The sequence below is a fragment of the Pelomonas lactea genome (assembly GCF_043555885.1).
GTDB lineage: Bacteria > Pseudomonadota > Gammaproteobacteria > Burkholderiales > Burkholderiaceae_C > Pelomonas > Pelomonas lactea.
The window spans coordinates 132,528-147,197 of sequence record NZ_JBIGHX010000011.1 but is presented as its reverse complement, the minus strand read 5'-3'; the positions used below and the strand labels follow the sequence as shown (position 1 = coordinate 147,197).

Below are 14,670 nucleotides of genomic sequence, written 5' to 3'. Positions count from 1 at the left end.
CCTGGCCGGGTGCGTGTTGTGGCGATGGGCGTGAGCGATGAGTCTCAGCGTGCCGACGGGGCTTGCGCGCCGCCCAGGTGCCGGGCCAGGAAGGCCGCCATGCGTTCGGCGAAGTCGATGCGGTTCTTCACGTCGAGCAAGCCATGTCCTTCATCCGGGTAGGCCACCCACACCGGCGGGTTGCCTGCCTCGCGCAGCGCGTCGCGCAGCCGTTCGCCGTGGGCCAGCGGCACGCGGCGGTCTTTTTCGCCGACGGCCAGCAGCAGCGGCGCCTTGATGCGGGCCGCCTGCCGCACCGGCGAGTTCGCGGCGATCAGCGCCGCATCCTTCACCGGGTCGCCCACCATCTCGGGCAGCGTGTGTCGGCGCGCCATGCTGGAGGTGTCGTCGTCCACTCGCCACGACCCGGCAACGAGCAGATCGAGGTCGGTCACTGCCACGGAGGCCACGCCGCAGCGGTACAGCTCGGGGTGCTTGATGAGCCCCATCAGCGTGCTGTAGCCACCGTAGCTGGCGCCGGCGATGCAGGCCTTGTCGCTGGCGATGCCTTGCTGCTGTGCCCAGCGCAGCGCGTCGGCCACGTCGTCCTGCATGGCCAGCCCCCACTGCTTGAAGCCGGCGCGGAAGTGGTCGTCGCCATAGCCCTCGCTGCCGCGGAACTCGGGCTCGATGACAACGTAGCCGCGCGACGCCAGGAACTGCGCCTCGCCGTTCCAGCGCCAGTCATTGCCGCGAACCCACGGGCCACCGTGCACCAGCACGACGGCCGGCAGCGGCCCCTTGGCCTGCGGGCTGCGCGTGATCCACACCGGCAGGTCGCGCCCGTCGCGTGCCTTGATGCGCTGGAAATCCAGGCTGGCCATCTCGGCGGCCTTGACGTCCTCGCGCACGCGCCCCACGGCGCGCCAGGGTTTCTCGCCCGCGGGCGGCCGGGCCTGGTAGACCCACAGTTGGCCGGGCTCGCGGTCGCTGAAGCTGGTCACCAGCGCCACCATGTCCGGCTGGCCGCAGCGGCGGCATTGCAGGCGGTTGATGCGCCCGGGAAAGCGTGCGTCGGCCTCGGCCTGCAGAGCCTTCAGCGCCGGATGGAACCAGACGGTGCCTTCGCCATCCGTCGTCACGTGCACGCCCAGCGCGGCGCCCTCGCCGTCGGTGACGATGTGGCCGACGAAGTCGAAACCCGGCGCCGACACCAGCGGCTCCTTCTCCGGCGCGCGCTTCGCGAAGTCGTAGCGCTTGAGCACGCTCTCGCCGCCGCGGCCGGCGGACTGCGTGACGAACAGCTGGCCGGCGTCGTCCACGGCCTCGATCTGGAACGGCAGCGCCATCACGCTGCTTTCGTACAGCGGCTGCCAGTCGTCGCTGCCGGGCGCGCGCCAGAAGGCGCCGGTACGGCCGGCGTTGAGCGTGTGGGCCACGCGCAGCTCGCCGCGGCTGTCGGTCTCCCAGGCGACGGTGTGCGGCGGCGCGATCACGTCGACCGCCCGCGTGCGGCCCGTGCGGGTGTTCACCCACAGCGGCTTCTGCGCCCGGCGTTCGTCGAGTGCAAACCAGGTCAGCAGCACCTCCTCGTTGGTGTCACCGGCGCGCGGCGTGGGCACGCGCAGCAGGCGGTGGTTCCAGTCCAGCAGCCGCTCGTTGCGGCCGGTGCCGTCGGTGATGCCCGGCGCCCATTCGCGCCTCACCAGCTGGCGCAGCTGGCTGCCGTCGGGGTTGACGGCGAACAGACCCGGCGCGCCGGTGTTCATCGCGCTGCCGTCGGACGGGTCCAGCACACTGAACACCAGCCGGTTCTCGTTGACCCACTGCACGCGCCACACGTTGCCGTCGTAGAACTGCGCGGCGCGCACGGACTTGCCCGTGGCGAGGTCCACGACGGCCAGGCCGGCGTGCTTGGCGCCGCGCGACGTGGTGACGGCCAGTTGCCGCCCCGACGGCGAGAGCTGGGCCTCGCCGATGTCGGGGTCACGGTAGAACAGTTCGGCCGGCGGCGGCGCGGCCTGCGCGAGGGTGGCGGTCAACGAAAGGCCGGCGGCGAGGCCGGCCCAGAGGATGAACTGCTTCAAGAATCTCTCCCTGAATGCTGCATGCGTCTGCGCAGCGGCGGGAGGATAACGGCCTAGTTGCCGGCCGCCGGCGCCAGGTGCCGGGCCAGGAAAGCCTCCATGCGGCGCGCGAAGTCCAGCCGGTGCTCGGGCTTGCTGAAGCCGTGGCCTTCGCCCGGGTAGCTGACCCACTCGGGCGGCCGCCCCACGGCGGCGAGCGCGTCGCGCATGCGCTTGCCGTGCGCCAGTGGCACGCGCAGGTCTTCCTCGCCGTAGGCCAGCAGCAGCGGCGCCTTCATGTGGGCGGCCAGCTTGACGGGCGAGTTGGCGGCCAGCATGGCGGCGTCCCTGGCCGGGTCGCCCACCATGTCGGGCAGCGTCAGGCGGCGCGCCAGGCCGGTGTCGTCGGGCACCCACCACGAGCCCTGCACCAGCAGCTCCAGGTCGGCCACGGCCACCGAGGCGATGCCGCAGCGGTACAGGTCGGGGTCCTTGGCCAGGCCCATCAGCGCGCTGTAGCCGCCGTAGCTGGCGCCGGCGATGCAGGCGCGGTCGCTGGCCAGGCCCTGCTTCTGCGCCCACTTCAGCGCATCGGTCACGTCGTCCTGCATGGCCTGGCCCCACTGCTTGAAGCCGGCGCGGAAATGGTCGTCGCCGTAGCCCAGGCTGCCGCGGAACTCAGGCTCGATGACGACGTAGCCGCGCGACGCGATGAACTGCGCCCAGTTGTTCCAGCGCCAGGCCGTGCCGCGCATCCACGGCCCGCCATGCACCAGCACGACGGCCGGCAGCGGGCCCTGGGCGCCGTCGGGCCGCGTGACCCACACGGGCAGCTCGCGGCCGTCGCGGGCGGTGATGGTCTGCAGGTCCAGCCCGGCCATCTGCTTCGGGTCCACCGCCTCGCGCACGCGGCCGATGGCGCGCCACTTGGGCTCGCCGGCGGCGGGGTGGCCCTGGTAGACCCACAGCTTGCCGGGGTCGTGGTCGTTGTAGGAGTGCACCAGCGCCACCATGTCGGGCTGGCTGCAGCGGCGGCAGTCGATGCGGTTCAGGCGGCCGGGCATCAGCCGGTCGACCTGGGCCTGGAACTTCTTCATGCCCTCGTCCAGCCAGACGCTGACGTCGCTGTCGGCGCGCGCGTTCACGCCCAGCAGCCGCGGGCCGTCCTTGACGAACTGGCCGACGAAGTCAAAGCCCGGCGTGCGTACCAGCGGCGGGTCGGCGGGCGCCTTGGCCGCGGCGTCGTAGCGGGCCAGCACGCTGTGGCGTTCGCCCTTGGGCACGTGGCTCACGTACAGCGTGCCGTCGGTGTCCACGCTTTCCAGCTTGAACGGCTGCTGCAGCACCGGCGCGTCGAACAGCGGCTGCCATTGCGACTGGCCGGGCGGCAGCCAGTGCGCCTGCACGCGGTCGCCGTTCAGCGTCAGCACGGCCCGGGCCTCGCCGCGGCTGTTCAGCACCCACTGCACCACGCCGGCGGGTGCGCCGGCGGCGGAGAAGCGGCGCGTCATGCCGGTGCGCGTGTTGACCCACACCGGCGTCTGCGTGCCGCGGCCGTCCAGGCTGAACTCGGCCAGCAGCGCCTCATCGCCGGGTTCGCCGGCGCGGGCCTCGGGCACGGCCAGCAGCTGGTGGTTCCATTCCAGCACGCGGTCGTCGCCGTCGCCGGTGTTGATGAAGGCCCGGCCCGTGCGCTTGACCAGCATGCGCAGGCGGGTGCCGTCGGCGTTCACCGAAAACAGGCCCGGCGCGCGCGTGGGCATGCTCATCTCGGTCAGGTCCACGAGGCTGAACAGCAGCCGGTCCTCGTTGACCCAGCTGACGCGCGCGACGTCGGCCGTGGCCGACTGCGTGGCGCGCGTGAGCTGGCCGCCCGGCGCCAGGTCCAGCACCACCAGGCCCACGCGGCCGGCGCCCTTGGCGGTGGTCAGCGCCAGCCGCTTGCCCGACGGCGACAGCTGCGCCTCGCCGATGTCGTCGTCACTGAAGAACACCTCGGCCGGCGGCGGCGCGGCGCGGGCGGCGCCCAGCGCGAGGGCCAGCATGGCGAGAGCGCCGGCGTGGCGCAACGAGGTTGTCTGCACGTTGTCTCCTGCGTCTGATAACGCTGTCATTTTTCGCGCAGCATAGGGTCGCAACCGGCGCAGCCTGGGTGCTTGATCCGGCAATCCTCACGTCGCCGCAGCCGATGCAACGCTGCGGGACAATGCCCGGCCATGAGCGGCGCATGGCCGCCCGGAGCCGCTCGCCTCGGAGTGCGAAGCACGGAGATCCCTGAGTTGACTGCTGCTACCCTGGACGACGCCCCCGTCGTCATCATCGGCGCCGGCCTGGCCGGCCTCACCGTGGCCCTGCACCTGGCCGATACCGTGCCCGTCGTCGTGCTGGCCAAACGCGAGCTGACCGAGGCCGCCACGGCCTGGGCCCAGGGCGGCATCGTCGGCGTGCTGGGCAGCGACGACTCCATCGACAGCCATGTGCGCGACACGCAGGACGCCGGCGCCGGGCTGGTGGACGAGGCCACGGCCCGCTTCATCGCCGAGCGCAGCGCCGCGGCGGTGGGCTGGCTGGTGGCGCAGGGCGTGCCCTTCACGCCCGACGACACCGGCCCCATGGGCCTGCACCTGACGCGCGAGGGGGGCCATGCGGTGCGCCGCATCGCCCACGCGGCCGACGCCACCGGCAAGGCCATCCACGACCAGCTGCTGGCCGTGGCCCGCCGCCACCCCAACATCCGGCTGCTGGAACGCTGGATGGCGCTGGACCTCATCACGTCGCGCCACGTGCAGCGCGACGAGCCGCCGCGCGTCTACGGCGTCTACGCGCTGGACATCGACACCCAGCGTGTCGAGACGCTGGCCGCGCGCGCCGTCGTGCTGGCCACCGGCGGCGCCGGCAAGGTCTACCGCTACACGACCAACCCCGACACGTCGACGGGCGACGGCATCGCGATGGCCTGGCGGGCCGGCTGCCGCGTCGCGAACATGGAGTTCATCCAGTTCCACCCGACCTGCCTGTACCACCCGCAGGAGCGCAGCTTCCTCATCACGGAAGCCTTGCGAGGCGAGGGCGGCCACCTGAAGTTGCCCGACGGCACGCGCTTCATGGCCGCTCATGACGAGCGCATGGAGCTGGCGCCGCGCGACATCGTCGCCCGCGCCATCGACTTCGAGATGAAGAAGCACGGCCTGGACCATGTGTGGCTGGACGCCACGCACCTGGGCGAGGCCTTCCTCATCGAGCACTTCCCCACCATCCACGCGCGCTGCCTGAAGCTGGGCATCGACATCGCGAGGCAGCCCATTCCCGTGGTGCCGGCTGTGCACTTCACGTGCGGCGGCGCCGTGACGGACCTGGCTGGCCGCTGCGACCTGCCGGGCCTGTACGCCGTGGGCGAGACCGGCTACACGGGCCTGCACGGCGCCAACCGGCTGGCCAGCAACTCGCTGCTGGAATGCGTGGTGCTGGGGCAGACCTGTGCGGCGGACATCCTGAGCCACGAGCCGCAGCCCGCGGCGCCGCTGCCGGCCTGGGACGAGAGCCAGGTCGAGAACGCCGATGAGCAGGTCGTCATCGCGCACAACTGGGACGAACTGCGCCTGCTGATGTGGAACTACGTCGGCATCGTGCGCACCACCAAGCGGCTGGAGCGCGCGCTGCACCGCATCGAGCTGCTGCGCGGCGAGATCGACGACTACTACGGGTCCTTCCGCGTCACGCGCGACCTGCTGGAGCTGCGCAACCTGGTCGACTGCGCGGAACTCATCGTCCGCTCGGCACTGATGCGCCACGAGAGCCGCGGCCTGCACTACAGCCGCGACTACCCGCAGACACTGCCGGTGAGCTTCCCGACGGTGCTGATCAGCGAGCGACGAAGACGTTGACCCCTCGCCCAGTCGCGCCACGCTGAACGCGGGCGCGACTGGTCGGTCCCCCGCGGGGACGGCGATGCTTGCGGCGTCGAGCCGCAAGCATCGCCAACCGGGCCGGCTTGGGGCGGCTCGGCGCTCGTCCCGAATACGGCGCTACTCACCGTTCTCCGGCGTTTCGGCAGCCGGCCGCCCGCGCTTGGGCGCCGGGCTGGATGCCGGCTTGATGCCGCGCCGGGCCAGCGCGTCGCGCAGCAGGTACTCGATCTGCGCGTTGGCCGAGCGCAGCTCCTGCGCAGCCAGGCGCTCGATCTGCGCCCACAGCGCCGGGTCCAGGCGCAGCGCGAAGCTTTTCTTGTCGGGGCTGGCCATCAGATGGTTACCTGCGTCAGCGGCCCGAGATGCGGGCTTGCAGAGCCCCGATCAGCAGTCGAGGCTCTTGGCAGCCCAGACGCACGTGGCGGCCGTCACGCAGTGTCAGGCGAACTGCCTGCGTGCCACTGGCGTTGTAGAGCATGCCGTCGCTGGTGAAGCGGATGCCCCAGCCTTCGGTCCAGCGAGACTGCGCCGCGTCGACCGCGATGATGTCATCCAGATCTACCCGCCAGCGTGGCCAGGGCAGCCAGCCGAAGCGCCAGCAAAGGCGGTCGCCATGCACCTCGGTCGTCATGCGACCGAACACCAGCGCAAGCAGCATCGGCAGGATCGCCGGCATCCAGGCTTGGCCGGCTGACGCCTGAGCATGGGTGACGGCGAGGGTCAGGCCGACGCTGGCCGGGAGCAGCACCGCGAGCAGCGGCCACATCAGCTGCGTCTCGCGCCAGACGAGGTCGGTGCTGCGGGAGCCTTGCCGCGCGGGCCGTGGCGCGGCGACGACCGGCAGGCGGTTGAAGCGGCGCATCAGCGCCAGCAGCCAGACCGCGAGTCCCAGCCCCTGGAGCACGCTGCCCGCCGTCCAGACGTCTGCCGGCACCTGTGGCCAGTGCGGCTGGGCCCTTTGCAGCGCGTGGTAGTGCAGGCCTGCGAACAGCACCAGCAGGCCGAGGCCCAGCGCCGCCAGTCGCCCGCCCAGGTCCGCCAGCGTCTGCTCGCGGTGCGGAGGAGCGAGCCAGTGGTCGCGATAGGGCAGGTTGATCAGGCGTGGCCAATGCCGCGCTGCCAGCAGCGAGCCGTACGTGGTCAGCCACGGGCCGACGATGGCCAGCGTCAGCATCCAGGCCGTGTAGTGGTCGCGCGGCAGCATGAAGCGCGGCGAGCCGACGACGTCCGGCAGCAGCGGCCACGTGGTCGCCAGAAAGGCCAGCAAGGCCAGCCAGGCGATGTTGAAGACCCAGCGCATGCTTGCCTCAGCTGTACAGCGTGCCGGTGTTGACGATGGGCTGGGTCTCCTTGTCGGAGCACAGCACGACGAGCAGGTTGGACACCATGGCCGCCTTGCGCTCGTCGTCCAGTTCGACGATCTCGCGCTCCGACAGCCCGCGCAGCGCCTCCTCCACCATCGTCACCGCGCCCTGCACGATCTTCTTGCGCGCGCTGATGATGGCCTCGGCCTGCTGGCGGCGCAGCATCACCTGCGCGATCTCGGGCGCGTAGGCGAGGTGGGTGATCTTGGCGTCCAGCACCGTCACGCCGGCCTGCGCGCAGCGCTCCATCAGCTCGGCGATCAGCGCCTTGACGACCTCGTTCTGGCCGGCGCGCAGCGTCGTCTCGTCGGGGGCCAGGTCTTCACCCTCGTCGTAGGCGAACTGCGTGGCCAGGTGGCGGATGGCCGTCTCGGCCTGGATGCCCACGTAGGTCTCGAAGTCGTCCACCTCGAACACCGCCTTGGCCGTGTCCTGCACGCGCCAGACGACGGCCGCGCTGATCTCGATTGGGTTGCCGCGCTTGTCGTTGACCTTGATGGCCGGCGCGTTCAGGTTGCGCGCGCGCAGCGAGATGCGGCGCTTGACCGTCAGCGGGTTCGCCCAGCGCAGGCCCTCGGTGCGGTCGGTGCCGACGTAGCGGCCGAACAGCGTCAGGATGCGCGCCTCGTTGGGCTGCTGCATGTACATGCCGGCCAGCACCAGGATGCCGCCCACCAGCACGGGCACGCCGGCCAGTGCAAACCACGGCTGTCCCTGGATGGCCAGCGCCATGACGGCGAAGCTGCCGGCAATGAGGGCCAGCCCGGCCAGCAGCCCCGCATAGCCGTTGGCCGTGGTGGCGCTGATCTCTTGCCGTTGTCCATCCTTGTGCATGACGAGTCTCCCGTAAAAGTGATATCACTTTAATTGCAGATTTGGGCGCTGCCAAGAGGCGCGGACGTAAAAAAGCCCGCGGGCCGCGGGCTTGTCAGGCAAGGGCGGGGCGCCTACTTGCGCGCCCGCAGCGCGGTGCGCGCCTGCACGAAGTTGAAGGCGTACGACACCGCCTCGCTGATGGCGTTGTCGATCTCCAGCCGCTCGTGCTCGGTCAGGTAGAAGCTGAAGTCCACCTCGTGGCGGATGTAGCGCGGCGGCAGGCGGTTCAGCGCCACGCAGGCCACGTCGCACAGCAGGTCGTTGCTGTCGGCGAGGTCGGGGAAGTCGGCAGCGGCGTCCATCACCGCGGCGAAGACTTCGCGCTCATGATGGTTGTAGAGGGAGCTGAAATCAGCGGGCATGGCGGGCCTCGTGGTGGTGGCGGGCGGTGATGCCCGGATTTATAGCGCGATCAGGCGGCGCCGATGCCGGGGGTCATGCCCGAGGTTTGCGCCTTGCGCGCGGCCGTGAAATCGAGCATGCGGTTGATGCAGTGCTGCGCCTTCACGCGGGTGGCCTCATCCACGTGGATCTCGGGTTGACCGCTTTCCAGGCAATCGACGAGGTTCGCCAGGCCGTTCATCGCCATCCACGGGCAGTGCGCGCAGCTCTTGCATGTGGCGCTGTTGCCGGCCGTGGGCGCCTCGATCAACACCTTGCCCGGCGCCAGCTGGCGCATGCGGTGCAGGATGCCGTTGTCGGTGGCGACGATGTAGGCGGGCGCGTTGCCCTCCACAACGGCCTTGATGAGCGCCGACGTGGAGCCGACGACGTCGGCCTGCTCGACGACGCTCTTGGGCGACTCGGGGTGCACCAGCACCAGCGCGCCGGGGTGCTGTTCGCGCAGGATCTCCAGCTCCAGGCCGCGGAACTCGTCGTGCACGATGCAGGCGCCGTTCCACATCAGCATGTCGGCGCCGGTCTGCTCCTGGATGTAGCGGCCCAGGTGGCGGTCGGGCGCCCACAGGATCTTCTGGCCCTTGGCGTGCAGGTCGGACACGATCTCCAGCGCGCAGGAGCTCGTCACCATCCAGTCGGCGCGGGCCTTCACGGCGGCGCTGGTGTTAGCGTAGACGACGACCTGGCGGTCCGGGTGCGCGTCGCAGAAGCGCGCGAAGTCGTCGGCCGGGCAGCCCAGGTCCAGCGAGCAGGTGGCGTCCAGGTCGGGCATCAGCACGCGCTTCTCGGGGCTGAGGATCTTGGCCGTCTCGCCCATGAAGCGCACGCCGGCGACGACCAGCGTCTGCGCGGCATGGTCGCGGCCGAAGCGGGCCATCTCCAGCGAGTCCGACACGATGCCGCCGGTCGCCAGCGCCAGGTCCTGCAGCGGGCCGTCCACGTAGTAGTGGGCCACCAGCACGGCATTGTGTTTCTTGAGCAGCGCCGCCGCTCGCTCGGCCAGCGCGTGGCGCTCGGAGGTGGTCAACGGCGCGGGCACCTTGGCCCAGGCGTGTGCGGTGGAGCAGGCGCCGGCGGCGTCCTGCTTGGTGTAGTCGAACAGCTGTTGTTCCATACGGGGCTTGACGGGTGAGTGCACGGCGTGGGGCGGTGAGCCCCAGGGCCTGTCGCACCGGGCACATGGCGATGGGCGGATTGTCGATGCCCTGGCCGGCACGCGCGCGCGATCGCCGTGAAACCATGGCCGCGGCGGCGGTTTGCCGTCGCGGCGCTGCCGGGCGGGCCGGCCCTTGGCGGTTCGGCGTTGCGCTGCCGCGTCAGGGCAGGCGGATCCAGTCGCCCTCGTTGACGCGCACGGTGCTGGCGCGGCCGTTGTCCCGCCGGTAGGTCACGGTCAGCGTCTTGCGCGCACCGGGCGCCGGGTCGATGCCCAGCCACTCGTTGCTGACCTCGGCGTCCAGCCGGTCGCCGCGCACCCGTGCGCGCAGCGCCTCGCTGACGTCTGCGCGGCGGTTGCCGCTGCCGTAGCTGGCGTTGTCGATGACGAGGCGTCCGCCGCCCGGGCGCTGCGGGCCCCAGCCGTTGTCGTTGCCGCCCCAGTTGCCGCCCCAATTGCCACCGCCCCAGCCGCTGAACTGGGCGCCGTCGACCACCATGTTCTCGCGGTACTCGAACACGCGCTCCTGGCCGCCGCGCTCGCGCGCGACGATGCGCAGCCGCTTGGTCTGGCCCGGGTCGGGGTCGATGCCGAAGGTGTCGTTGCCCAGGCGGAAGCGCTGGTCGCGCCGGGCCAGCTCGCGCAGCCGGTCGGTCACGTCCACTTCGCGCTGGCGCGTGCCGTAGGTGGCGTAGCGGATCGTGAACTCGCCGCTGTCGTGGCCGCCGTTGCCGTGCCAGCCGTTCGAACCGCCGCCGTCGCCCCAGTTGCCGCCGCCCCAGCCGACGAACTGGTTGCCGTTCACCCAGTCGCGCTCGCGGTATTCAAAGGTGCGCTCGCGGCCGCTGCGGTCGCGGGCGAAGATGCGCAGCGTCTTCGTGCGGCCCGGGTCGGGGTCCATGCCGAAGACATCGTTCTCCAGCCGGAAGCTCTGGTCGCGGCGGGCCAGCTCGCGCAGCCGGCCGGTCACGTCGGCATGGTTGGCCTCGGTGCCGTAGCGGGCGTGCAGGATGACGAACTCCCCGTCGTCGTCGCGGGCGGCGGCCGGCCCGCTCAATCCGGCCAGCAGACCGGTGAGCAGGGTGCTGCCGGCGCCCAGCAGGCAGTGGCGTCTTTTCATGACGGTTCTCCTTGTTGTCGTCGTTGCGAGCGGGATCGTCGCATGCCGGCACAACGCGCGCACCCGTCGTCGCGCAGACGGCGGGGTGGTGGCCCGGGTAAGAGGAGGTAACGCCGGCGCGGGCGTCAGCGTGGCGGCTTGGCGGGCCGGTCACCCAGCAGGTACTCCCGGGCCAGCGCGCGAGCCCGGTGCAGCCGGCTCTTCACGTTGGCACGCGTGAGGCCGGTGCGGGCGGCGATCTCGTCGATCGTCAGTTCCTCCACGTCGCGCAGCAGCATGACCTCGCGGTAGTGCGCCGGCAGCGACTCCAGCGCCGCCACCAGCTCCCGCCGCAGCCCGGGCTCGTCGTGCGACACCAGCCACTGCGCCTGCTGCTCCTCGTCGTAGGGGTCGTAGCGCAGCGCGACGCGGCCCAGCCGCCGGCACTCGCGCTGCACCAGCCGGATGGCCCAGCCCGAGAACGCGGCCAGCACGCGCAGCTGCGGCAGCTTGCGCGACACGATGAGCAGCGCCTCCTGCACCGCGTCGTCCACATCGCTGAGCAGGCAGTGCTGCTGCGCGTAGCGGCGGATGTCGGGGCGGCTGATCTTCAGCAGCTGTTCCAGCGCCTGCGGGTCGCCGCCGTGGGCGGCGGCCAGCAGCGGCTGGTGGTGGGCGGCCAGCGCCATCGCTATTTGAGCCGGCGGCCGACCATCGCGCACGCCGGGCAGTAGCCGAACAGGCCCGACAGCACCAGCCCGGCCGAACTCGCCGCGATCAGCCAGCCGGCCGCGCCGCCCACCATCACGACGCCCGCGCCGGCCACCGCCGCGCCCAGCACCACCCGCAGCACGCGCTCGGCGGGCGGCACGTTCTTCACGTAGACCATTTGCAACTCCTAGTGTTCGAGGACGACCCTCGGGAACTAAGAGGCCGCGGCGGACGCAAAGGATTCGCGGTCGCGCAAATTTTTCAGGCCTCCGCAAAAAAACGGCTCGGCGGCATGCCCACCGTGCGCGTCACCATCGCCGTGAACGCGCTGGCGCTGGCATAGCCCAGCTCGGCGGCGATGTGGCTCATGGGCCGGCCGCGTGCGGCCAGCGTCAGCGCGTGGGCCAGCAGCAGCTGCGAGCGCCACTGCGCGAAGCTGGTGCCCAACTGCTCGCGGAACAGCCGGCTCAGCGTGCGCGGGCTGTAGCCGGCCTCGGCGGCCCAGTCGTCCAGCCCGGCGTGGCGGCCCGGCTCGCGCAACATCGCTTCGCAGAGCTTGCGCAGACGTGCGTCCTGCGGCAGCGCCACGCCCAGCGCCAGCGGGCGGGCACGGCGCAGCTCCATCAGCACCAACTGCTCGATGCCTCGGCGGCGCTGGGCGTCGTCGGGTGCCTCGGGTGGGGGTGGGTCGGGGTCGCCGGGCAGGGCGGCCACCAGCTCGCGCAGCAGCGGCGACACCTCCAGCACCCGGCCCACCGCCCAGGCGTCGCCGGCCAGCAGCTCGGGGCCGAGGTAGAGCGTGCGCAGGTCCGCCTGCTCGATGGCCGTGACGGCGTGCACCAGCCCCGGCGGTATCCACACCGCCCGCGACGGCGGCACGATGTAGGTGGAGGCCTCGGTGTTCACGCGCACCGCGCCGGTCATCGAGAACACCAGCTGCGCCCAGTCGTGCCGGTGCGGCTGGATGTCGGCCAGGTGCTCCAGCAGCCGCGCCTTGGCGCGCAGCGGCCGCTCGGCCGTGGGGGCGAAGCGCTCGGGGGCGAAGGCGGGAAAGCTCTGGCGGCTGGCCATGGCTGGATTTCGATAGAACTTGACGAACCATCGTAACCGGGCCTGCGGCCGCGTCCCCAGAATGGCGCCGATGGACACCGCCCTCCCAGCCCTCGACGCCGGCCGCCAGCGCCGCAGCGACATCACGACGATCTCCACCATTGGTGTTGCGCACGGCACGTCGCACTTCTTCCACATGCTGCTGCCGCCGCTGTTCCCGGCGTTCATCCAGGCTTTCGGGCTGAGCTATTCGGAACTGGGCCTGCTGGTGACGACGTTCTTCGTCATCTCGGGCGCCGGCCAGGCCGCGTCGGGCTTCATCGTCGACCGCATCGGCGCGCGGCCCGTGCTGTTTGCGGCGATGGCCAGCTTCTTCCTGGCCTCCGTGGCCGCGGGTCTGGCGCAGGGCTTCGGCGGGCTGATGCTCGCCGCGGCGCTGGCCGGCGTGGGCAACGCGCCATTCCACCCGGCCGACTTCACCATCCTGAACAAGCGCGTGTCGCAGCCGCGGCTGGGCCATGCGTTCTCGGTGCACGGCATCAGCGGCAACCTGGGCTGGGCGTTCGCGCCGGTGTTCTCCATCGGCATTGCCGAGGCCACCGGCAACTGGCGCTTCGCCTACCTGGGCACGGCGCTGGTCGCGCTGGCCGTCATGGCACTGCTGTTCTGGCAGCGCTCGGCCATCGACGACCGCCAGGGCTCCTGGGGCCACGCCAAGCCGGCGGCAGGCACGAAGGTCGAGCACCCGATGGCCTTCCTGAAGCTGCCGTCCGTGTGGCTGTGCTTCTCGTTCTTCTTCTGGAGCACGGCGGCGCTGTCGGCCATCCAGAGCTTCGCCAGCCCGGCGCTGCGCCAGATGTACGGACTGCCGCTGTCGCTGACGGCCTATGTCGTCACCGGCTACATGCTGGCCGGCGCGGCGGGCATGGTGTGCGGCGGCTTCCTCGTTGCCCGTGCCGAGCGGCTGGAGCGCACGATCGCCATCGCGCTGGCGCTGGCGGCGGCGCTGCTGCTGCTGACGGCCACCGGCTGGCTGCCGGGGCTGCTGGCCGCGGCGGTGGCGGCGCTGGCGGGCTTCGGCACCGGGCTGGCCGGTCCGTCCCGCGACATGCTCATCAAGCGCGCCGCGCCGCCCGGCGCCACGGGCCGGGTCTACGGCACCGTCTATTCGGGGCTGGACATCGGCTTCGCGCTGGCCGCGCCGGTGTTCGGCGTCATCCTGGACCACGGCATGCCGCGCGGCGTGTTCGCCGGCTCGGCGCTGGCACTGCTGCTGGGCGTGGGGTCCGCCGGGCTGGTGGGTCTGGGCCTGGCACGCCGGTCGACCGCGGCAGCCGCAGCCGCCTGAGCGGCCGCCATGCCATCGACCTCGCACTGGCTGCTGTTTGCCGCCGCGGCCTTGCTGATGGCCGTGACGCCGGGGCCCAATATGGTCTACCTGATCTCGCGCGCCATCTGCCAGGGCCGCATGGCGGGCGTCATGTCATGGCTGGGCGTGGTGCTGGGGTTCACCGTGCACATGGTGTGCGCGGCGCTGGGGCTGACGGCGCTGTTCCTGGCCGTGCCGCTGGGCTACGAGCTGCTGAAGCTGGCCGGCGCGCTTTACCTGCTGTGGCTGGCCTGGCAGGCGGTGCGCCCCGGCGCGCGCTCGCCGTTCGAGCCGCGGCCGCTGCCGCCCGAGCAGCCGGCGCGGCTGTTCACGATGGGGTTGCTGACCAGCGTCCTCAATCCCAAGGTGGCCGTGTTCTACCTGTCGGTGCTGCCGCAGTTCGTGTCGCCGGACGGCGGCCCGGTGCTGTTGCAAAGCCTGCTGCTGGGCGCCACGCAGGTGGGCATCGGGGCGTCGGTGAACCTGGGGGTGACGCTGAGCGCCGCCGGCATGGCGCGCTGGTTTGCATGCCACCGCGGCTGGCTGGCCGTGCAGCGCTATGTGATGGGGCTGGTGCTGGGCGCCCTGGCCGTCAGGCTGCTCGGGCAGCAGCGCGGCACGGTCTGACAGCGGCCGGCGCCTGCCGGCCCTACCATGCGCGCCACCGCCCGTTTCGGGCAGACCTGCCGCGCC

At 71.6% G+C, this 14,670-nt stretch carries 14 protein-coding genes; 3 read left to right on the top strand and 11 right to left on the bottom strand.

What is annotated here, in order from left to right; translation table 11 throughout:
- Positions 1-44: 44 nt before the first annotated feature.
- Both ACG04Q_RS24490 and ACG04Q_RS24485 read right to left on the bottom strand, forming a co-directional pair.
- Positions 45-2,066, bottom strand: coding sequence for a S9 family peptidase (locus ACG04Q_RS24490; RefSeq protein ID WP_394514285.1), 2,022 nt, complete (start codon positions 2,064-2,066; stop codon positions 45-47).
- Positions 2,067-2,119: 53 nt separating this feature from the next.
- A complete protein-coding gene (locus ACG04Q_RS24485; RefSeq protein ID WP_394514283.1) occupies positions 2,120-4,129 on the bottom strand; it encodes an alpha/beta hydrolase family protein in 2,010 nt (669 codons plus the stop codon).
- A gap of 75 nt (positions 4,130-4,204) precedes the next feature.
- On the opposite strand from ACG04Q_RS24485, the gene nadB reads away from it, so the two are divergent.
- Complete coding sequence (nadB, locus tag ACG04Q_RS24480; RefSeq protein WP_394514417.1) at positions 4,205-5,929, top strand: L-aspartate oxidase; 1,725 nt, start codon at positions 4,205-4,207, stop codon at positions 5,927-5,929.
- Positions 5,930-6,070: 141 nt separating this feature from the next.
- On the opposite strand, the gene ACG04Q_RS24475 is transcribed toward nadB, so the two are convergent.
- The 9 genes from ACG04Q_RS24475 to ACG04Q_RS24435 form a co-directional block, all read right to left on the bottom strand.
- Positions 6,071-6,286, bottom strand: coding sequence for a type II toxin-antitoxin system antitoxin (locus ACG04Q_RS24475; RefSeq protein WP_394514281.1), 216 nt, complete (start codon positions 6,284-6,286; stop codon positions 6,071-6,073).
- Between the two features lie 16 nt (positions 6,287-6,302).
- Positions 6,303-7,253 carry a hypothetical protein gene (locus ACG04Q_RS24470; protein ID WP_394514279.1) on the bottom strand — a complete coding sequence of 317 codons (951 nt, stop codon included), beginning with the start codon at positions 7,251-7,253 and terminating at the stop codon, positions 6,303-6,305.
- 7 nt (positions 7,254-7,260) lie between these two features.
- Positions 7,261-8,151, bottom strand: coding sequence for an SPFH domain-containing protein (locus tag ACG04Q_RS24465; protein ID WP_394514277.1), 891 nt, complete (start codon positions 8,149-8,151; stop codon positions 7,261-7,263).
- A gap of 113 nt (positions 8,152-8,264) precedes the next feature.
- Positions 8,265-8,555 carry a late competence development ComFB family protein gene (locus ACG04Q_RS24460; RefSeq protein WP_394514275.1) on the bottom strand — a complete coding sequence of 97 codons (291 nt, stop codon included), beginning with the start codon at positions 8,553-8,555 and terminating at the stop codon, positions 8,265-8,267.
- A 50-nt stretch (positions 8,556-8,605) separates the two neighbouring features.
- Complete coding sequence (gene nadA / locus ACG04Q_RS24455) at positions 8,606-9,706, bottom strand: quinolinate synthase NadA (protein ID WP_394514273.1); 1,101 nt, start codon at positions 9,704-9,706, stop codon at positions 8,606-8,608.
- Between the two features lie 202 nt (positions 9,707-9,908).
- Complete coding sequence (locus ACG04Q_RS24450; protein WP_394514271.1) at positions 9,909-10,868, bottom strand: hypothetical protein; 960 nt, start codon at positions 10,866-10,868, stop codon at positions 9,909-9,911.
- Positions 10,869-10,993: 125 nt separating this feature from the next.
- Positions 10,994-11,536: an RNA polymerase sigma factor gene (locus ACG04Q_RS24445; protein WP_394514269.1), complete on the bottom strand. Its 543-nt coding sequence runs from the start codon at positions 11,534-11,536 to the stop codon at positions 10,994-10,996.
- A gap of 2 nt (positions 11,537-11,538) precedes the next feature.
- On the bottom strand, positions 11,539-11,736 hold the full coding sequence (locus tag ACG04Q_RS24440; RefSeq protein WP_394514267.1) for a YgaP family membrane protein: 198 nt from the start codon (positions 11,734-11,736) through the stop codon (positions 11,539-11,541).
- A gap of 83 nt (positions 11,737-11,819) precedes the next feature.
- Positions 11,820-12,629: an AraC family transcriptional regulator gene (locus ACG04Q_RS24435; RefSeq protein ID WP_394514265.1), complete on the bottom strand. Its 810-nt coding sequence runs from the start codon at positions 12,627-12,629 to the stop codon at positions 11,820-11,822.
- A 70-nt stretch (positions 12,630-12,699) separates the two neighbouring features.
- On the opposite strand from ACG04Q_RS24435, the gene ACG04Q_RS24430 reads away from it, so the two are divergent.
- Both ACG04Q_RS24430 and ACG04Q_RS24425 read left to right on the top strand, forming a co-directional pair.
- Positions 12,700-13,956: an MFS transporter gene (locus tag ACG04Q_RS24430; protein ID WP_394514263.1), complete on the top strand. Its 1,257-nt coding sequence runs from the start codon at positions 12,700-12,702 to the stop codon at positions 13,954-13,956.
- Between the two features lie 9 nt (positions 13,957-13,965).
- Positions 13,966-14,604 (top strand): LysE family translocator, encoded by a 639-nt coding sequence (locus tag ACG04Q_RS24425; RefSeq protein WP_394514261.1) that lies wholly within the window; start codon positions 13,966-13,968, stop codon positions 14,602-14,604.
- Positions 14,605-14,670 lie beyond the last annotated feature (66 nt).